We start from the raw sequence: 20,162 nt of genomic DNA on the forward strand, positions 1-20,162 counted from the left end.
TCATAATTTAACAACAACTGCTGGCTCAGTATTAACTGAGTCAAGGTTATGGCCACCAGCGGCGGACTTCCTCAGCAATACTGGGTAATAAACTAACTACCAGTAAGCTGGCCATACAGTAGTTGAACCAACGTCGCGCCTGAGGGCGATTTAACCATCGGCGCAATCCTTGCCCTGCCAACAACCAACAAATGGTGCAGGGCGTCCCGGCGATAAAGTAAAGACCAGCAATGGTCAGTACTTGCCAATGCAGTGACTGTCCTGCTTGGGTGAAGCTAGCAACCGCACCAATAGCCATGATCCATGCTTTGGGATTGAGCCATTGAAATAAGGCTGCTTGAATAAAACTAAATGGTGGCCGCTGTTTATCTGTGGCCACCACAGCAGAGGATGTGGCTATCAGATAACTTAAATAAAGTAGGTAGCTAATTCCAAGATATTTAATGATATTTTGAATTACAGGGTACGCTGAAAAGACCCCCGATAAGCCCAGGCCAATGGCGATTACCATAAGTGGAAAGCCAATATCAATACCGAGTAGATGGGGAATGCTTTGGCGCCAGCCATGATTAACGCCGGACGTTAAAATCATGATGTTGTTTGGCCCGGGAGTAATCGACGTCGATACCACAAAAAACAATATTGGCCATAAATCCATGGTACTTGTTCACTCCTTCGGGCGCTCTCTGGGCGGCTCATCAATGTAAGGATTAGTCACTCGTTGTCGACGGTTATTATTGGCATTTGTCGCCAGCGATTGTGACGTGAAACTAGAAAATCACCAAGCTGAACTTCACATGCACGAGTAATACTGTATGTTATCGTTAACATTTGGTTTCCTGTTGTCGTTGATATGTATCGGTTGACGGCGATACCAAGGCCCATAGCCGTTTGATAAAAGGAGTCGAAAGTGATGACAGAGGCATCAAAACGTTTAGTTGTAATAACCGGCGCAAATTCTGGAGTAGGGTTGCAAGTCGCTAAAACGTTTGCAGCTCATGGGTATCCGCTACTGCTACTGGATCTGAAAACGGATGTGGTAGAGCCATTGGCACTCGCAAACAGTTTATCGCGGCAGGTGGATATCACCAATCTCGAAGCACTTGAGAAAGCCGTAGACGAAGCAGAGCAGCTATTTGGGCCGGTTGATTGCCTCATCAACAACGCCGGTATCATGTACATGGATCAGGTCACCGAACAAGATCCCCAGCAATGGCAATTGATGTTCAATGTGAATGTGATGGGATTGATGAATGGCATTGCTGCTGTGGTCAATAAAATGAAAAACAACGGTCGAGGCACCATCATTAACATGGGCTCTTTGGGCGGCATAAAGCTTATCGAGAACCAAACCGTGTATTGTGCCACCAAGCATGCAGTGCATGGTGTCAGCGAGGGCTTACGACAGGAATTGGCTTTGGCCAATGTGCGGGTCACCACCATTGCTCCGGGGGCCATTGAAACCAACTTGTTGGCATTGACTGAAAAGCGTGAATTCGCTGATGTCCAAGACAACTGGGCAAAACAAATTGGCGGTATTTTGGTCTCAGAGGATATTGCCAATACCATGTTGTTTGTCTACCAGCAGCCGCAGAACGTTTGCTTAAGAGAAGTCGTGTTGGCGCCAACTAAACAAGTCTTTTAACCTGTCATTGATTCCTGCATGGCCTGATAGAGCAACCCTATCAGGCCGATATAAATCTCCTTTTGCAATTGCAAATGATAATCACTATCATTTATTTAAGTTCTTGAGGAGAACATCATGAAAACAACCATCAAAACAACCATCAAAACATTCACTTTTGCGATTACTCATTTTTCTGTCGCTTTTACTATCGCTTATTTGTTGACTGGTAGCTGGGTCATCGGCGGCACCATCGCGTTGGTGGAGCCGGCAGTGAATACTGTGGCATATATGATTCATGAAAAGCTGTGGGAGCGAATTGATTTGCCTTTTTTTAAATCAGCAGCGGCTTAGTTCGAGCGGTTATCTTGCTCAGGGATAGATCACGTAATTTGAGATTTGGGTGGTATTTTAGCTAATGTAATCTTTATACTGTTAACAATATTGTGGTGTAAGCAGGTCCTCAGAGCTGAAAAATCAGGCTAAATTATGTTGAGGCCGGCACAGAGTCAACATGGAGCACAAGCAGTGAAAGATTATCAATTATTTATCAACGGCCAATGGCAAGATTCCGTGACCGGAGCGACGGTCGAGGTGTTGAGCCCATCAACCGGTGAGGTAGTAGCTACCATTCAAGATGGCAATGAGGTCGATGCTGAAGCTGCCCTCAAAGCTGCTGAACAAGCCCAACAGCAGTGGAAAAAACTACCTGCTCGACAGCGAGCTGACTTGCTGCGAGATTTCTGCACAGAAATCAAAAACAACCGTGAAAAATTAGCGACGCTGCTAACCAGTGAACAGGGCAAGTTGCTTAAAGTGGCTCGTTTTGAAGTTGATGTTTGTTGTTCCTTTATTGAATATGCCTGTGACTGGGCACGCCAAATGGATGGCGACATTGTTCAGTCCGACAATGCCAACGAGCATATTTGGATTCACAAGATTCCTCGCGGCGTAGTTGTTGGTATCACGGCTTGGAACTTCCCTCTGGCGTTGGCTGGTCGCAAAATTGGCCCGGCCTTGGTAGCGGGCAATACCATCGTCCTTAAGCCAACTTCTGAAACTCCTTTGGCAACGTTAGAGTTGGCTGATATCGCAAATAAGGTCGGTATCCCACCTGGCGTACTCAACATCGTCACCGGCCCAGGACGCACCATGGGCGATGCGTTGTGTCGTCACCCAATTACGAAAATGGTATCAATGACCGGCAGCACTCCAGCAGGCCAAGCCATTATTAAAGCAACGGCTGACAACATGGCTCACTGCCAACTTGAACTTGGCGGTAAAGCGCCTTTCATCGTGTTGGAAGATGCCGATTTAGAGCAAGCGGCGAACGCTGCGCTACATTCGCGCTTTGACAACTGTGGTCAGGTTTGTACCTGTAACGAGCGCATGTATGTGCAAGAATCGGTGTACGATGAGTTCATGAACATCTTCATGCCGAAAGTAAAAGCATTGAAAGTAGGCGACCCAATGGACGAATCTGTCGACATGGGACCTAAGGTCAATAAGAAAGAACTCGACCACATGAAAGAGCTGGTGGCGGTTAGCGTCAAAGAGGGTGCCACGGTAGCTTACGGTGGTAAGGAAGCTGCAGTTGAAGGCTTTGAAGGTGGCAACTGGTTCGAGCCGACGATTCTCACTGACGTGACGCAAGATATGACCATTGTTCACGAAGAATCATTTGGTCCGATTCTGCCCGTAGTGAAGTTCACCACCCTAGAGCAAGCCATTGAGTATGCCAACGATGCTGATTACGGTTTGGCGGCGATGGTTTGTACCAAAGATATGAAGAACATCATGCGCCTGACCGATGAGCTCGAATGTGGCGAAATTTACATTAACCGTGGTCATGGTGAGCAGCATCAAGGCTTCCACAATGGTTACAAGCTTAGCGGTACTGGTGGCGAAGACGGCAAGTATGGTTTCGAGCAATACCTAGAGAAGAAAACCTTCTACGTTAATTACGATTAATGCCTGAGCGACACATCTTGATGATTTAAGTTTGAGCCGTGCTCGCATCAGAGCACGGCTTTTTTGGCGCCAAAATTCGGCACATTTATTCGCGATAAATCATCACCTTGATTGGCCAGCGCCGACGCTAATCGCTAGTATTGTCGGTTCTTGCCATTGCTGATTTAGGTCCTGAACGGCCAAACGGCATCAACATCAAGGACGTTATGAATATCGTATTCGATGAGCTTAGTGCTAATCAGATTTATCATCTGATGACTCAGACAATCATTCCTCGGCCAGTGGCTTGGGTATTGACCGAGTCGCCGCAGCAAATCCTTAATCTTGCACCGTTTTCCTACTTTACTCCGCTATCGAGTTCGCCCCCACTATTGATGATCTCGGTTGGCAAGAAACCGAATGGCGATAAAAAAGACACCGTCGTGAATGCTAATGCCACCAACAAGCTGGTGGTTCATATTGCATCGGTTGGATCGAGCGAGGCGATGACCGCAACGGCAGCCACACTTGAGTACGATCAGTCTGAAATCGAGGCCAATGCGCTTGAGCTAACCCCCTTTGAAGGCTTTGCTTTACCGCGCCTTAGCGAAGCCAAAGTCGCGTTTGGCTGTGAGTTGGTTGATACCATTGAAATCGGTGATACGCCGCAAACCTTACTTATCATGCAAGTGAATGTGGTTCATATTGATGATGAACTCATCGATATCACTGACGGCAAAGCCAAAGTTTATGCAGAGAAGCTCGATCCGATTAGCCGCTTGGGGTTGGGTGAATACGCCGGCTTAACGGCACCATTTACCGTGAGTCGACCAAAGTAACAAACGGGTAATCAACTCGGTTCATTGAACTGAAACTGGTCGACTTGCTGCAGAAAGTTGGTCACCAGAGACAGAGTTTGGTTGCTCTTTGGGTACACCACATAGAATTGCCGAATGAGTGGGCTAGGTAAATGGATTTGGGCAACTTGGCCGCTTGTCAAAGCTTGTTGGCATGCCAATTTTGATGCCAGTGATAGCCCCACATGCTGGCCAACAGAGCCAATAATGGCTGCCAGATTGTTTAGTTCTAGCACCAGCTCCATGTCGCTGATATGAGGTGCAATGTGGTGTTCAAAGTGTTCTCGGCTGCCAGAAAAAGGTTCGCGCAAGATCCATTGCTGAGCTTCCAATTGATGCCACTCAATCTGTTGCCCTGCGAGTGGGTGTTGAGGCCCTGCGATCAGGATCATTTCATCGGTTAGCCAAGGCTGTCGTGTCAGTGCGCTGTCTATCACATCGCTCTCGATCAAGGCTACATCGAGTTGGTAGTTTTTCAATGCTTGCTGCAGCTGGCTGCTGTTTGCCAGAGTTACCTCCGGAAGCTGATGGTGTTTGCTCAGTTGAGCTAACAGGCTAGGAACGACAAAGTTACCTATGGTCAGGCTCGCGCCGAGCCGCAATTTACCTTGGCTAGATTGTGGCTGGAACAAATCCCAAATCGTATGCTCGCACTGCAGCAGTTCATTGGCCAATGGCAATAGCGCGTGACCATGGCCATTGAGCTGCAAACGTTGGTTGCTTCGTGCGAATAGCGCAGCGCCCAATTGCTGCTCTAGTGATTTCAACGCTTGCGAAGCTGCACTGCGGGTCATGTTGAGTTGTTGCGAGACATCACCAAGGCTGCCGGTTTGCGCCGCGGTAACGAACACTCGCAATTGTCGAATCGATAAGTCGTGCATTTGAGATGTTTAGAAAAACTTAATGGTTCCTTAAAAAGTATTCGATATTATTTAATGGTGCAAGTTGCGACAATACTCGCGTCGTTCATATCAGAGATTCATCGGTCATGACCACAGAGTTCATTAAAGGGCATGCGTCAGGTTGCAAGTTGCATCACCACAGTCAGCATATTCCTGCGCCAGTTGCGGGCTTGGCACTCGGTATTGCATCGCTTGGACTATGTCTAGCTGGACGATTACCTCACTATGCTTGGCTACAGCCAACGTTGGCTGTAGTCGCCGCCTTGATACTGCTGATGGTTGTTAGCAAATACCTGATGCACCATCATTTATTTGCGCAAGATTTGCGTCACCCAGTAGTTGGCAGCGTCATGCCAACATTCGCAATGGCGTCAATGGTGCTGGCTAAAGGTCTGGTCAATACATCTGAATCCATTGCCGTGGCGCTCTGGTACGGTGCCATTGTGTTGCAGTTTCTGCTGCTTGTCGGTTTTGTTTGCCATCGACTCCGGCAGCTTGAGTGGCACCATTTGGTGCCCAGCTGGTTTGTGCCACCGATTGGTATCGTGGTTGCCGCGGTCACTTGTCCAACCGAACAGCAATTGTTGCTGAGTCAGCATTTGGTGACATTTGGCTTGATTTGCTACGGCTTGATGTTGGTACCTATGTTGTACCGACTGATTTTCTATCCGCGTATTGACAGCGGCGCCAAGCCAACTATTGCTATTTTGGCAGCGCCAGCGAGTCTGACATTGGCCGGATATCTCTCGGTGACCGAGCAACCGTCAGTTGTTTTGGTTGCGGTACTGATGGGCGTCGCCGTGTTGATGACGAGTCTGGTATATTTATCGTTGCTGCACTTGCTGCGCCAGCCATTTAGTCCTGGTTATGCTGCGTTTACCTTTCCCACAGTGATTAGCGCAACCGCCATGTATCGCTGTGCTGAATTGTTTGCTCATCACGGACTAAAAGAGTCACAACTGTTGCTTAGATTGGCAGATGTAGAATTGGCCATTGCTTGTCTGCTAGTGAGCTACGTCGCGTTGCGATACGCTCATGCAGCGTGGCGCTATTGGCGTCAACGCCGAACGCATTCAGAGTTGCCTTTTGAGCCAGTATCAGGATGATAAGTCGCCTGATTGATTAACACATAAAAAGCAATGAGCGAAACAGCGCCAATGACCAAGCTCCAACAACTACTTGAACAACTAGACCAGCAAGCCGACAACATTGTGTTTGCTGATGTGATGGCAACTATCGACCAGCACTATGATTTTACCCCTAGTGCATTCGACAATGGTGGAATCCATAATGCCGCTGGTGAAAACAATGGTTCTTGCAAAGTGTTTGCATTCGGCCAACTTCAACAGCTCAATGAGCAGCAAGTTCTGGCATTGTTTGGCGAGCATTACGCGGCGGTGAAAGGTAACCCTGACGGTTCTGATCACCAAAACATCCGTAATTTTATGGCGCATGGTTGGGCCGGGATAAAGCTGCATGCTGCGCCGCTCACGCCGCGATAGCTGTAAAAGCATAGTGCTGCTCGTTACCGTGAGTGGCACTCATCATCTCGTCACCTGAACAAGTCAGTCAGCAACTAATTCCTCGTACCTGCCGGTGAAACATATTTAGCGATCAAGATCTCAATTATAAATTGTTAACAGTAAAAAGATTAATATTGTCTTTTTCTATTTTGGATTATGTGTAATCTTCCTTTTCACTATGTGCAAAGGAGTGGCTCCATGGGCGCCCCAATATCCCCCTCTGACATTCACTCGGTGCTGTTAACAGAGTCAAATACCATCTACAACCGCTTGTTATCAGATATCACTAGTGGCGTGTTGAGCAGCGGTGACCGATTAGTCACCACGCAACTGGCCGAACTCTATGACAGCAGTATTAACCCAGTGCGCGAAGCGTTAAAGCAACTCGAAGGCGAGGGGTTTGTCACCTTTCAAAAAAATAGCGGTGCCCGAGTCACCCAGTTTGAATACGCCACCATGCGAGATGTGTTCGAGCTGTTGCAGTTACTTGAACCCTATTTTCTGCAATGGTTTGTCGACCATTACACCGATGATCAAATTAGCCGACTGCGAGATATCGCCAAGTGGATGCGGCAACTAGATACCTCTGATTTTGCTGGCTTTCGCGAGCTGGATACCGCTTTCCATTGGCACATGTATCGCAACCATTACAACAAGTCTGCGGTGCAATTGTGGCGTCAGAAGAAACTGGTGTTACAGGCTATGCATGCCAATTTAGCCATTAGTAAACGGCGTTTTGTCGATGCCATTGATGAGCATGATGAGATGCTTGATTTGATCGCATCGGATCAAGCGGATGCTGCAATTGATGCCTTGCGCCAACACATTCGTTGCAGTGGCGATTACTGGCAAAAGGTGCTGGCAAAGTAACTTGCCCGCTTGCAACAAATTAAGGACAAGCAATGAAAATTACTGACATTAAGCCATATGCCTTTTGGTTGGGATATCGCAATGTGTGCTTGGTAAAAGTTGAGACTGATTGCGGAATCTACGGATGGGGTGAATCGGGGTTATCGGGCCGAGAACTGGCTGTGGTCGGTGCGATTGATCACTTCAAGCAATTCCTGATTGGCAAGTCGGCGCTCAACATTGGTGCCTTGTGGCAGGAGATGTATCGCGGTCAGTATTTTGAAGGCGGGCGAGTATTAGCTGCGGCGATTTCGGCCATAGACATCGCTTTGCATGATGCTTGCGGCAAACATTTCGGAGTACCTGTATACCAATTGCTCGGCGGCAAGCAACGCCACCACATCCCAGTATTTGCAACATCCATCTTACCCTATGGCCAAGCCATGATTGACGAGTTGGTGGCCATGAAAGAGCAGGGCTGGCAAGTGCTGCGCACCACTACAGGTATTCATGGCAATGGTGAGAGTTCTACTGAATTCGAGCCGCGTCAGTCGATTGCCGAAGCCGCCCATTGGCTGACCAAAGCCCGTGAGGCGCTTGGCCCTGAGATCGTCTTGGGGGTTGATTACCACCATCGCTTATCGGTTGCTGAAACTATTTCGTTTTGCCAACGCATGCCTAGCGGTACCTTGGACTTTCTCGAAGAACCGATTCGCGACGAATCACCGGCTAGTTACCAGTCGTTGCGGCAACGGATTGATGTGCCGTTGGCTATTGGTGAAGAGTTCGCCAGTAAATGGGACTTCTCTCCCTATGTTGAATCAGTATTGACCGATTTTGGCCGAGTGGATGTGTGCAATGCCGGTGGCCTGACCGAAGCGATGAAAATCGCCGCACTCTGTGAAACCCGATATATCGACATGATGCCCCACAACCCATTGAGCCCTATCTGCAGTGCGGCATCGATTCACTATTGCGCTGCGATTCCAAACTTGGCGTGGCTTGAATGGCCACCGTATGACGGCGACATGTCCGATTACGACCGGGTATTTACCGAACGTCCAATGTTAACAGACCAACATGTACTGGAAGTGCCAGAACGACCAGGGCTTGGCATTGATGTTAATGAAGCCGAGCTGCAAGGGCAGCGCTTTAAATACTGGGAAGCGCCACGAATGCACAAACCCGATGGTTCATATACCAACAGTTAAGGACGATGTGATGACAGTAGAAGCAAGTACTGCGACATCTGCAGTAGAACCAGCTGAGCAGCAATCGAATAAAGGCAAATTTGGCGTGCTGGTACTGATTTTTGTCAGCGTAGTGATCAATTACATGGATCGTACCAACATCTCGGTAGCAGCGAATGCTATTTCTGCAGATTTAGAGCTATCAAAAGTGCAGATGGGGATTATTTTTTCAGCTTTCGCTTGGACTTACTCCATTATGCAGATCCCCGGCGGCATGTTGGTGGATGCTGTACGAGTGCGGATTTTATACCCTGTGATCTTGGTTGCTTGGTCTATCGCTACTCTGGTTCAAGGGATGGTGAGTTCATTGGCCGCTATTGTGGGGGGCCGGATGGCAATTGGGGTCTTCGAGGCGCCATCTTATCCGGCAAACAATAAGATCGTCACTCACTGGTTTGCTGAACACGAGCGCGCCGGCGCAATTGCGATATATACCTCCGGTCAGTTTATTGGTTTGGCTTTTCTATTACCGGTTTTGGCTGTGATTCAAGAATGGTTCGGTTGGCGCGGGTTATTCATTGTCTCGGGGTTAATCGGTATTGGTTGGGCAGGTATTTGGTATTGGCTTTATCGTGAGCCGAAACAAATCACATCGACAAATCGCAACAACACGAATGACCAGCCAGTAGAGACTAACTCCGAATCAGTCAGTGCGATTGAGCCGCAAGCGCAAGTGAGTTTGGCAAATCTCAAGTTTGCTTTCAGTCAACGCAAGCTATGGGGTATTTACATTGGCCAGTTCTGTTTAGGCGGCACATTAATCTTCTTTTTGACTTGGTTTCCAACCTATCTGGCAGAGTATCGCGGCCTCGGTGATTTGAACTCAGGGCTACTCGCAGCGATACCATTTTTAGCGGCTTTTTGTGGTGTGTTGCTGTCGGGGTTTGTCTCTGATGCATTAGTCAGAAAGGGATTCTCAAACGAATTTGCTCGCAAGACTCCGATCATTGTTGGCTTGTTGCTATCAAGCTCCGTCATTGGTGCTAACTATGTTGAAAGCACAGCAATGGTGACGTTCTTTTTGTCACTCACTTTTTTTGGCAATGGCTTGGCTTCTATCAACTGGGTGTTTGTTTCACTCATTGCGCCGCGCCACATGGTTGGCCTAGTTGGCGGCTGCTTTAACTTTATTGGAGGGTTGTCCGCTGTGACCGTGCCGCTAGCCATTGGTTACTTGGCTCAAGATGGCGATTTTCGTCCTGCGTTGGCAATGATTTGTGGGCTCGCGTTACTCGGGCTGTTTTCATATTTGTTTTGGGTCGGCAAGGTCGAACAACTGCAGCATCATCCCGACGGAGAATCGTCATGAGCGACACCCTACGAGCAACGCGCTTAGCCACCATCATGAACGAAAAGCTGGTGGCGATCATTCGGGTCACTGATCCTAACGATATCAAGGGTATTGTCGACTGCTTGGTGGCTGCCGGAATCAAGGCGATTGAAGTCACCAGCAATACGCCTGGCTATGCCAATGAATTGCCAAAACTCAAGCAACAGTTCCCGCAAGCCATGTTTGGCGCAGGCACCATCACCAATTGCCAAATCGCTGCCGAAGCGGTTGCAGCGGGTGCTGAATTTTTGGTGACTCCCAATACATCTGAGGCAGTGGTTGAGTTTGCGCATCGCCAGCAAGTACCGGTGATGATGGGCGCATTCACCCCAACCGATGTGGTCTCCGCGGTTGAAGCAGGCGCCGATGTGATCAAGCTATTCCCAGCGGAGCCTGCCGGCATTGAATATTTTCAAGCGCTAGCCAAAGGGCCGTTTTTGGATGTACCGATTTTCCCTGTCGGTGGTATTGGAGAGCACAACATTGCTGAGTGGATGTCCGCTGGTGCCACTGGCGTCGGCGTAGGCGGTAGTTTGTTTCAGCCGGTTCACAACGACGAGCAACGCCAGCAACTTATCGTTCGCTGCGAAGCGTTACTCAAAGGTCTCAGTTAACGGCAGCAGATAACTTTTCAGTCAAAGGTTTTAAAGGCAACTAAGCGGTCCCCCTAAGGGTGGTGGTTTGGTGAAATGTGCATGCACCGGCCACTGCCCTTATTTCTCGGCCACTGGTGACTCGGTAAAAGGGCAGGCATCGCACAGTTCAACCACGCGGTTGCGGCCAGATTTTTTCGCTTCATACAAAGCCGAATCCGCACATTTGATGAGCTCAGCCAGTGATAATTCATTGAGATTCTTACCGGCGCAAACCCATTGGTTGGAGCCTGCTGCACCAATACTCACAGTGAAGTTGACCGACCCCGATGGCGTATTGCAGCGCAGTTCTGCCAATGACATTCGAATGCGCTCAGCAAAGTTACGCCCCTCAGCCTGACTGGTGTTATTCAGCAGCATAATGAATTCTTCGCCGCCCCAGCGGGCAATTAAATCGGTTTTTCGGGTTGAATTTGCTAAGCAATTGGCCGCCAACTGAATGACCTCATCGCCCACGGTATGGCCGTATTGATCGTTGATGCGTTTAAAGTGATCAATATCGATTAGCAACACCGCAACGTCTTGATTGTTTGCCACTGCTGCATTGAATAAGGCTTCGGCCGGTTGTTGAAAGCCGCGACGATTGTTGACGCTAGTTAATGGATCGGTGTGGGCAAATTTTTCAGCCACGGCGAGATCTTGCTGTACCAGATTAAATCGTTTGGCCAGAACAATCGCCAGCATGATGGCCTCGAACACCATTCCCACTTCAATGGCCTGAAAGGTATAGGTGTTATAAGGCACGATACCCGCAACTGCCATGGTTGAAATACCGATGCAACAGGCGGCGGTCACCGATGCAATGATAAATAAATTGGCGGAATCGACCTGCGCTTGTCGGGCCCGAATACCCATAATGATGAATAACGTAGCGAAGCCAGAATTCAATAAAAAACCAAGAAGCAGAGAGAACACCAGCTGGTTCGCTATGGCGCCGAGCAAAATACCAAGCGGAAAGACAATGGTGGTCCAAACCACCACTCGGTCTAACACCGGAGCGTAGTTTTTGGTTTTCAGCAGCGCGCGAGCAAAATGTAAACCGGCGACGCTATAGGTGATCATTAGAAAGCAGTCGAGCCAGTCTTGGAAATGAACACCAAAATCGGCGGTGATAATCTCGTGCAACTGCCCCGTGTAGGAAAAACTATTGACCACAAAACCGGCCAGATAAAGGCTGTAGAGCCCGAATTCTTTTTCTCGGGTGATCAGGTAAAGCAGCAAGTTGTAAAGCGACAGCGCCAACAACATACCGTAAAGCAAGCCGTAGCGATAGGCGTTACCAAGATCCAGCTGTTGTGCTTGTTCAATGCTACTGAGCTCGATTGGAATCGCCATCGGACCCAGTGATTCCACTCGTAAATAAACATCGCTTAGTCCGCTGCTAAAACCATGTTCAAAGGCAAAGTTCTCATGAGCCATTGGCCGCTGTTCAAACGGCAGGTAGTCACCACCGTTGATATGCGCAATGAGGGTATTGTCGGCAACAATATAGGCATCAATGACATCAAGCCACGGCGTTTTTACTGCCAATCTGATGCCTGCATCGGCTTGTGTCGGGTTGTTCACTTGAAAGTGCAACCACACCGGATCCGTGCCAATGCCCAAAGCAATTGATTCACTGGCGCCATAAGGGTAGTCAGACTGGGCAAATGCTCTGGCGGCTTGCTGCCAGGACAACTTGTGATCCTGCTCTTGAAAATAGCGGCTGTGCTGACCCAGCATTTGTGATTCAAAACCTGCTAGATCAACAACGCGATCACTGGGTTGTTTGCCACAACCGCTAACGAGCAGGACAACAAACATCAACGACAAGATCAATAACCTCAGACCCATGTTGTTTTCAGCTCCGACTCATCGCCCTGATTGGTGGCCAACGTGTAGTTAAAAGACGCCTGATTGTATTTCACTGTTCATTAACAAGCCAACTTTCGCCGCGTTTTGTCATCTCCAAATGTGGCAATTTTATCTAACAGCTGCTTCTATGAGTCAGTAAGGGTATGTTGTTAAAAGAAATAAAAATAAACGAAAAAAGGATAGAAAAATGAACATTCGGACGATTAGCTTGCTGCTTGCTAGTCATAGTGCTGTCGCGTTGTTGGCTTTTGCTGCCGGTATCTACTTTTTGCCCATTTTGAGCGCTCCGCCGGCACCTAGCGCGGCAATGATCCAACAGATGTCGCAACAACCAACTTACACCGCTGAGTTCATTCGTGAGCTGCAAGATAGCGACTTTCTCCATTGGGGCGAGGGAACCGTTTCTCTTGGGCCAGAGTTCATCACTTTTGTTGGAGAACTGGCGCCCGGGCCAGAGTACAAGTTGTATTTGGCGCCCGAGTTTGTAGAAACAGAGACTGCGTTTAATCAACTTAAACCAAGTATGGTGTTGGTTGGTGATGTCAAAACATTCGACAATTTTGTGGTCAAGATCCCCGAAGATATCGATTTATCGCAGTATTCCACCGTGATTGTGTGGTGTGAATCGTTTGGCGAGTTTATTACTTCGGCACAATACAACTAGCCTAGTTGAGCTAACCATAGGAGCGATCATCATGACCGATCAGTTTGCACAATTAGCCACTACTGAATACGCCAATGTGCTCAGTGGTGAGAAGTTTATTGAGCCATCGATTCGGCCACTTTGGCCCAATATGTCTCGTATTGCAGGCCCAGCTTATACCGTCCAACTAGCCTCGGGCGATCATCTCATGCTCCATGCCGCCATTTATCAAGCACCGAAGGGATCAATCATTGTCGTTGACGGTGTAGATTGTGCTCGCGCCGTTGCCGGCGGCAATGTTTGTGCTATTGCTCAGCAACGAGGCATCAAAGGGTTTGTTATTGACGGCGTGATTCGAGATTTAGCAGAGATCACCGAGATGGCATTTCCAGTCTATGCCAAAGGCGTGTTTCCAGTACCGGGTAACAAGCAGCAGTTCTTTGAATTGGCTCAACCAATTACTTGTGGCCGTGTGCGAGTCGAAACGGGCGATATCATGGTCGCTGATATTGAGGGAATCGTGGCTATTCCAAGAGATTGTGCGACAGATATTTTTCAGCAAGCTAAAGCGAAGTATCAACAAGAGTGTGCCATGACATTGGCTCAATGGCAGGCTCAGCATGAAGTCAAAGTGAAGCAAGCGCTCGCCGCTGCAAAGGCCAATAACTAATGGAACTTCAGCTCAATCACAGTTAATTCACCACAGAATGATTCTGACCGCTAGGCTAGAACGTATATCAAAGGTGGCTAACATTTCGTTGGAGTGGCGCGTGTTCTCTCGACTGTTGATTATCGGTTTCTTACTCTGTTCGTTGTGCGCGCGCAATGCAATTGCTGCATCGTTGCAAGTAACAGGCGCTGATATTGAGGTGGCTTTCGAATCCTCAATAGCGGCCAATGATCAGGCTAAAATCACGGTGTGGTTGCAACGCAACAGCGAGAGCCTAGCGCTTTTGTATGGCCGCTTCCCCGTCAATCAGTTAACCATCAATGTTGTTTCTAATCCATCGAACCAAGCGGTACCGTTTGCTCGGGTGAAGCGAGGTAGAATTGATGGATTGGTGTTCTATGTTGACCCCAGCTATCCGCTCGAAGATTTCTTTGCCGATTGGAAAGCTCCGCACGAGTTTGCGCATTTGCTGATCCCATATCCGGGCTATGACGACATCTGGTTATCGGAAGGGCTGGCCAGCTTGTATCAAAACTTCCTACCCGTTGTTAGTGGCACTTGGACCGAGCAACAAGCTTGGCAGGGTTTAGTTGATGGGTTTAATCGGGGACGCCGAGACAACAATCAGACACAGTACTCGCTTTCTGAATTGGCGCCACTGATGCACGAAACTAGCAGTTTTCGCCGAGTGTACTGGAGTGGTGCCGCATTCTTTCTGGCTGCCGCCAAACAATTGCAACTGGCAGGCACTAGCTTACCGCAAACACTAGAGCAGTTTCAGCGGTGCTGCCGCCAGCTACGGATCAATTGGAATGGCGATAAGTTTGTTCAACGCCTTGATCAGTTCAATAAAGAGCAAGTATTTGAAACGTTGTACACCATGTGGCAACAGCAACATTCCATACCCCAGCAAACCGAATTGCTAGCTTGGTATGGCGTGCAAGTGAGGAGCCAGCAAGTCAGCCTGTCATATCAGATGGACCATGTGGAACGACGATTGGCGTTGTATCGAGTAGACTTCCCAGCTTTTTAGACGGGGAAATCGATCAAAGACAGATACAAGAGAGTTATATGTCCACGTTACACGTCGGGCATGGGCGATGCGCTCCATCTCCTATTTTTAAGTACCGCTCTTGTCCGTTATCCAAGCTTCTTAGTATTAAAGTCAGCTGGGCACTGAGGACAGGACCCATTTCTCCCTCGGCGCAAACCAACGTAGTTTTATTGCTGAGAGAGCGGCCACACAAGGAGCAAAGGACAGCTTTGACTTTTGTCTTTTGCTCCATTCGTATATGTAGAGGTTGTAAGCCGATAGCGGCCACCTCTAACCCTGTTTTGCAGAACCACGCTCGGCTATTGGTGATGGAGGGTTGGGGTATCTAGGTAAGCGACTAATATTTGCTTTTGCTTTTCTGGAAACTTTTGTTTGTTTATTGATATCAATAACAGCCACACCTGCGATTACATCTGATCCATCGTCGCTTGTTATCAGAGGGTAATCGTTAGGCCCCAAGGATAAAAGTGATACATAGTTGACAACAATCTGGTTGACGCTGTGAACAATTTGATGTTCGTTACTTTCGCTAATATTGAAGTAAGTATTGCCACCATAAACGGCTTCGCCGATGTTTCGCATGCTCGCACCCATGCTAATTAGAAAATCATTTTGATGTTGTATACCCGTACTTAGCATGTACTTATCGTTTTCTCCTACGTATACAATTCGCCCGCCTTCAGATGCAAACTTCTTCAAGCTAACTATTTCATTTACCGAGTAGTTTTCTTGAGGAGTCCATAGGATGATGAGCTTGACGTTTGGCTTCACTGTTTCGATGCCACTTTTTTCATAGTTCTGCTCTATGTTAAACCCTTCATTTTCTAGTTCGCTTATCATTCTGCTGAATGAGTTGTTGCCACAGGTATTGTCACAACGAGAGTCATGGGATCTATCCCACATTATTGTGGTTTCAGATGAGCGTTCTGATGAATCGCTAAAGTTTGCTAGGTTTTTAACAAATTGAATGTTATCAGCGCGCCAGATCCTATCGTCGTCAAACACATTGACGTCGTTAATGACAATTAAATCTCCGCCTGGAGAAGGGGCTGCATCTTTGTCAAAAATAAACCCAGTTGTTGCGTTTCCTGTATTGCCATCGGTATCTGTTACGAAAATGGTAATCGTGTTTGTCCCCTCAATGAATTCGACAGGAGATAGAGAAAACTTGAAGCTACTATCAGATAGAGCGAGTGGTATAGTTTTCAGAGCTCCGTTGTTGATTGAGACCTTTAAATCGCTCACAACAGATGGGGTATCGAATTGACCCTCTATGATCACATTACTGCTAAGGATTTCTCCACCTGATGGAGAAGTTATATTAACTAGTGGAGGAATAGGGAGAATTAGCTCCCTAGTGGACTCTGCAATTTGTTGGTAAGATGTTAGCCCTGATTCTTGTCCTGTTAATGCTACGTCCAAGACACACGCATTCAGACGGCTTTGTTGCTGAACATACTGACTGCACAATTCCAAAATTCGTTGGTATTCCGTGATTCCAACTTGTTCTATTAGCCGTTCTTTTGTCATCAGACTTCTAGGGTAGTTTCTGTTGATGAAACCCTCTACTGATTCGTTATCGAAATAATCGAATAATGTGGATTCCTCGGTAACTCGCCAACTCTCTCCATATATATCGTATAACTCGTTGAAGTTAGAGTTTGATATATTCTGCCCAGTAGAGCTTTGGAGTTCATTTTCTATTGAACCATCGAAACGGCCTAAAAGACCGTTTACGGAACCTGCTCGTTGATTGTTCAATGCCGTTTCTACTTCGACGAAGTCGCCTCGTCGGAATACGCGCATAGAAGAGCCGTCAGCCCAAAATACTATGAACTCTCTTTCTTTTCTCTCAATAGCTGCCCCATTGGACAGCTGGTGGGTGCCAAAGCTAATATCTGACAGTTCCCCCTCTATTAGTAGGGCAAGTCCAGTATTTCCGCGATAAAAAGCTAACCTATTTCCTTCTACGTCAGCTGCTATTGCTGCGTTTAATGAAACACTTTGGGACCTTTCTACGGCTTCATATCTTCCCTGAATCTCTAAAGAGTCTAGTGATGACTTGGCTAATATGTACTCTCCTACTCCATGAAAACCGTAGGAAAGACCATCAAACGTTCGAAGATTTGGGTCTCCGGTTACGCGCGCTGTTTTCGTTAAGTTACCTTGGCTGTCAATAAGAGGTTGAGGAGATAAGTCGTCCTCATTTATCGGGGTCAAAAGGACAAGATTAACCTCTCTGTCGGCTTTTTCAATTTCGATCGGTAGCGATTCGGGGGCGTAACCTGATTTGGTAGCACTCAACGAATATGACCCTTCGGATACCCCTGATAGATTGAATTGTCCTGAATTGGAAGTAATCGTATTTCTTAATGTTCCAGTTGCGCTTCCGAGAAGTTGAATAGATGCATTGCTTAGAGGTAAGCCTTCTGGATCCGTGACAGTACCATGAATCGAGCTAAACTCAGTCGCAAAAGGGCAATCTGTTTTTTGCCACACAGGCTCTCCAAAGTCGTATATATCAACACTCTCCTTTTTTCTCGATTCGGACATACCCAAGATATCCCCGACGATCCCGTAATCAAAATTTGCATCAACATTGAAACCCAGTGTTAAATCCAACAAACACTCAATTTGCTCCTTAACAACATCGAGTTCAGACTTGGCTGTGAATGTAGCGAACGGGCCCATTTCAAGACCGATTCCTGGCCCATCTATGATAATTCCATCTGAAAAAGGAATAGGGATGGTAGTTTCATACACGGATAAAACGACTTGAATTTCAGCTTCTGCTCGTGCAGATGCTTCAGCCGATAAGTCATACGTTGGACCGATTGAAGAAATCGTAGGCTTAAATTGATTTATAATGTCTAGATTATCATTGTAGTAATCGAAACCAGTCTCATATTCTCCAGTGGTCGCTACTCCAAATTTTGCGTTGATGGCTCCAGCTACTCCAACCTTTGCTTCCAGCTGGGGAATGAGCTTTACATTGAATAAGATTGGAATCCCACTTACGTATACGACTGTAGAATTATCAACTATCGGATTGAATGATTGCGACTTGTCGAATAGTTCCTTTTCAAAATCGTAGTCTAAAGCAATGTGAGCTTTTGTTTGATAGTCTGCATTGGCTATGGTTGCTATTCGTTCTATTTGCCTTTTGAGTACCGAAATATCGAAATCAATTTCTACCGCAGAGTTCATTTTTAACTCTACTACACTAGTTATTTCAGGAGTGAACTCATGCTGAATAACTCGGTTGAAACTGAGCAGGTCGGTTTTGCTCTTGTAAGAAGTTTTGCTCCCATTAGAAACTATATCTGCCCGTGTTCGAGTAGAAGAGTTAGAAACAGTTAAGTTGATTGATAGTTCTGCATCTGGAAATGCATCAGTAAATCGAGCTCTAGTTGTCGCCAAGATGTTGCCGTTTAAAGACTGTACTTGACGAAGAAAACCCGCTTCTCCGCTATCGGTTACGCCAACAATTACATCCCCAACTTGAATTGTACTTATGTCACCAGACTCTAGTGTCAAATGCCCTGGACTAGGGGAAAATATTAACCCCGTTTGAGGGCTCGCAATCAAAGTCTCATATCCATGTTCATTCCGATTTGCTGGGGTAAGTTCGCTGTCTTCTGAAACGGTAGGGGTAATAGTTATATCGCTCAGAGTAGGTTCATCGAATTCGCCAGAAAAATCTATAAAGGTAATTGCTTCAGAGATGTTTACTTCCGTGGAGGTTGTACCAACCCCTCCGTCGTCGAATAAAGCTTCTACATGAACAATTACCTCACTCTGCTGTATGTCTGACGGGATATTTATTTGTGCAGATTTTTGGTTTTGCTCTCTGGGAACGATTGTTACTTTCGGTGAGGATGACCATTTAATGCTAGCGATAGTCTTGTTTTCTAGAGGGATTACTTCTGCATATATTGTAGAGCCGGCAGATACTTCATCTGCTGTTAGGATAGATACTTTTGACGAAGAATGGGGGGGAGTAACAGAAATGATAACTTCGTCGCTTGCTGTAGCGCCCTTGTCGTCAGTAGCGATAATTTCAAACGTCAGCGATTCATCGGCGGATACAGCCGGCGCAGTGAAGCTAGCTTCTTCTGAGGCACTATCGTTCAAAACTACGGCTGGCCCATCTATTTGCTTCCATAGCAGGCTTGCAATAGATCCATCTGAGTCGGTGGCGCTTGCTTTTAAATAGACAATAGAACTGCTTTCTACTGTTTGTTGTTGGCCTGCGTCAACGAATGGCTTTTGATTTAATTCTGATACAGGGCTCGAAGAATCCGAACTGCCTCCACAGGAGCTAACAAACAACAAAACTATGCAGAGCTGAATCAATTGAAGTAGAGATTTGAATAAGTTTGAGCTTGAAGGTTTCCTTTGCATGTGTTTCCCTACACTAAAAACTTAATAAAAAGATGGGCCCTTGAAACTAATCGAAGGGATTAAAGTATTTGAGTAGGAAAACGGTCTAGTTTTGCAGTATTCGTGGAGAAAAAACCTAGGAGTTAGTCCCTTAACTCAATATAAGCACTTTCATATATTTTGCATGCTATGTTTTTGATCTGGGTCATGTAGGTCTATTGCTTTGAGCGATAGCCGAATACTCGTTGCTCCATTTGTATGGATTTACAATGCTGCGGTTATTAAAAATATTGAACTTGGCAATAACATTAGAAATTTGCTTGTCTCAAACAACTTAGTGAACGCCTTCCCATTTAGGTCGAATTTTTATTTCGCAGGAGCATACAGTTAGTACAAATAGTTTTTATTCAAAAAATTGTTTATTTCAGTTGGCTAGAGTTAGTTTGGCGTCCCCACCAGGACTCGAACCTGGATCGATCGCTTAGGAGGCGACTGTTCTATCCAGTTGAACTATGGGGACTCGCGCGGATGCGTTGGATAGGCGGCAGGATTATACAGCGACGAAATCGAAAATGCAGCTCCGGTGAGTCATTGTTATCAATCTATAACTCGCTGTAGTT

The 20,162-nt window shown here is 47.0% G+C and carries 17 protein-coding genes and 1 tRNA gene; 13 read left to right on the top strand and 5 right to left on the bottom strand.

The genetic code is table 11. The annotated features are described in order from the left end of the window. Positions 1–46: 46 nt before the first annotated feature. Positions 47–658, bottom strand: coding sequence for a LysE family translocator (locus CBE68_RS09385; protein WP_087505826.1), 612 nt, complete (start codon positions 656–658; stop codon positions 47–49). A 255-nt stretch (positions 659–913) separates the two neighbouring features. Here CBE68_RS09385 and CBE68_RS09390 point away from each other — a divergent pair, with 255 nt between their 5' ends. The 4 genes from CBE68_RS09390 to CBE68_RS09405 all read left to right on the top strand — a co-directional run bounded on the left by CBE68_RS09390 (position 914) and on the right by CBE68_RS09405 (position 4,413). Further along, a complete protein-coding gene (locus CBE68_RS09390) occupies positions 914–1,645 on the top strand; it encodes an SDR family oxidoreductase (RefSeq protein ID WP_087505827.1) in 732 nt (243 codons plus the stop codon). Between the two features lie 141 nt (positions 1,646–1,786). Continuing rightward, a complete protein-coding gene (locus CBE68_RS09395; protein ID WP_087505915.1) occupies positions 1,787–1,978 on the top strand; it encodes a DUF2061 domain-containing protein in 192 nt (63 codons plus the stop codon). 174 nt (positions 1,979–2,152) lie between these two features. Then, positions 2,153–3,595: an aldehyde dehydrogenase gene (gene aldA / locus CBE68_RS09400; protein WP_188708139.1), complete on the top strand. Its 1,443-nt coding sequence runs from the start codon at positions 2,153–2,155 to the stop codon at positions 3,593–3,595. Between the two features lie 206 nt (positions 3,596–3,801). After that, positions 3,802–4,413 (top strand): flavin reductase family protein, encoded by a 612-nt coding sequence (locus CBE68_RS09405; RefSeq protein ID WP_087505916.1) that lies wholly within the window; start codon positions 3,802–3,804, stop codon positions 4,411–4,413. A gap of 11 nt (positions 4,414–4,424) precedes the next feature. Here CBE68_RS09405 and CBE68_RS09410 read toward each other — a convergent pair whose 3' ends face one another. Further along, complete coding sequence (locus tag CBE68_RS09410) at positions 4,425–5,312, bottom strand: LysR substrate-binding domain-containing protein (RefSeq protein ID WP_087505829.1); 888 nt, start codon at positions 5,310–5,312, stop codon at positions 4,425–4,427. A 107-nt stretch (positions 5,313–5,419) separates the two neighbouring features. Here CBE68_RS09410 and CBE68_RS09415 point away from each other — a divergent pair, with 107 nt between their 5' ends. The 6 genes from CBE68_RS09415 to CBE68_RS09440 all read left to right on the top strand — a co-directional run bounded on the left by CBE68_RS09415 (position 5,420) and on the right by CBE68_RS09440 (position 10,899). Next, positions 5,420–6,439, top strand: a complete 1,020-nt coding sequence (locus CBE68_RS09415; protein ID WP_087505830.1) for a TDT family transporter — start codon at positions 5,420–5,422, stop codon at positions 6,437–6,439. A 33-nt stretch (positions 6,440–6,472) separates the two neighbouring features. After that, the gene (locus tag CBE68_RS09420) at positions 6,473–6,835 is read left to right on the top strand and encodes a HopJ type III effector protein (RefSeq protein ID WP_233143583.1); all 363 of its coding nucleotides are present in this window, start codon (positions 6,473–6,475) and stop codon (positions 6,833–6,835) included. 219 nt (positions 6,836–7,054) lie between these two features. Continuing rightward, entirely contained in the window at positions 7,055–7,726 is a 672-nt protein-coding gene (locus CBE68_RS09425; protein WP_087505831.1) for a GntR family transcriptional regulator, read from the top strand. Between the two features lie 32 nt (positions 7,727–7,758). Continuing rightward, complete coding sequence (locus CBE68_RS09430) at positions 7,759–8,916, top strand: mandelate racemase/muconate lactonizing enzyme family protein (RefSeq protein WP_087505832.1); 1,158 nt, start codon at positions 7,759–7,761, stop codon at positions 8,914–8,916. Positions 8,917–8,926: 10 nt separating this feature from the next. Next, positions 8,927–10,264 (top strand): MFS transporter, encoded by a 1,338-nt coding sequence (locus CBE68_RS09435; protein WP_087505918.1) that lies wholly within the window; start codon positions 8,927–8,929, stop codon positions 10,262–10,264. Then, positions 10,261–10,899, top strand: a complete 639-nt coding sequence (locus CBE68_RS09440; protein WP_087505833.1) for a bifunctional 4-hydroxy-2-oxoglutarate aldolase/2-dehydro-3-deoxy-phosphogluconate aldolase — start codon at positions 10,261–10,263, stop codon at positions 10,897–10,899. The genes CBE68_RS09435 and CBE68_RS09440 overlap by 4 nt, the downstream gene beginning before the upstream one ends. Positions 10,900–10,998: 99 nt before the next feature. Here the strand turns inward: CBE68_RS09440 and CBE68_RS09445 are convergent, their stop codons facing one another. Then, complete coding sequence (locus CBE68_RS09445) at positions 10,999–12,771, bottom strand: diguanylate cyclase (RefSeq protein WP_087505834.1); 1,773 nt, start codon at positions 12,769–12,771, stop codon at positions 10,999–11,001. Between the two features lie 208 nt (positions 12,772–12,979). On the opposite strand from CBE68_RS09445, the gene CBE68_RS09450 reads away from it, so the two are divergent. The 3 genes from CBE68_RS09450 to CBE68_RS09460 all read left to right on the top strand — a co-directional run bounded on the left by CBE68_RS09450 (position 12,980) and on the right by CBE68_RS09460 (position 15,138). Further along, positions 12,980–13,456 carry a DM13 domain-containing protein gene (locus CBE68_RS09450; protein ID WP_087505835.1) on the top strand — a complete coding sequence of 159 codons (477 nt, stop codon included), beginning with the start codon at positions 12,980–12,982 and terminating at the stop codon, positions 13,454–13,456. Positions 13,457–13,487: 31 nt separating this feature from the next. Next, positions 13,488–14,105, top strand: a complete 618-nt coding sequence (locus tag CBE68_RS09455) for an RraA family protein (RefSeq protein WP_087505836.1) — start codon at positions 13,488–13,490, stop codon at positions 14,103–14,105. 73 nt (positions 14,106–14,178) lie between these two features. Further along, positions 14,179–15,138 (top strand): hypothetical protein, encoded by a 960-nt coding sequence (locus CBE68_RS09460; protein ID WP_143824529.1) that lies wholly within the window; start codon positions 14,179–14,181, stop codon positions 15,136–15,138. Between the two features lie 291 nt (positions 15,139–15,429). Here CBE68_RS09460 and CBE68_RS09465 read toward each other — a convergent pair whose 3' ends face one another. Together CBE68_RS09465 and CBE68_RS09470 are read right to left on the bottom strand one after the other, a co-directional pair. Further along, a complete protein-coding gene (locus tag CBE68_RS09465) occupies positions 15,430–19,563 on the bottom strand; it encodes a carboxypeptidase regulatory-like domain-containing protein (RefSeq protein ID WP_087505838.1) in 4,134 nt (1,377 codons plus the stop codon). A gap of 423 nt (positions 19,564–19,986) precedes the next feature. Further along, positions 19,987–20,062 (bottom strand) — tRNA-Arg (locus tag CBE68_RS09470). Positions 20,063–20,162: the final 100 nt, after the last annotated feature.

It is taken from the genome of Neiella marina (assembly GCF_002165625.1).
Lineage (GTDB): Bacteria > Pseudomonadota > Gammaproteobacteria > Enterobacterales > Neiellaceae > Neiella > Neiella marina.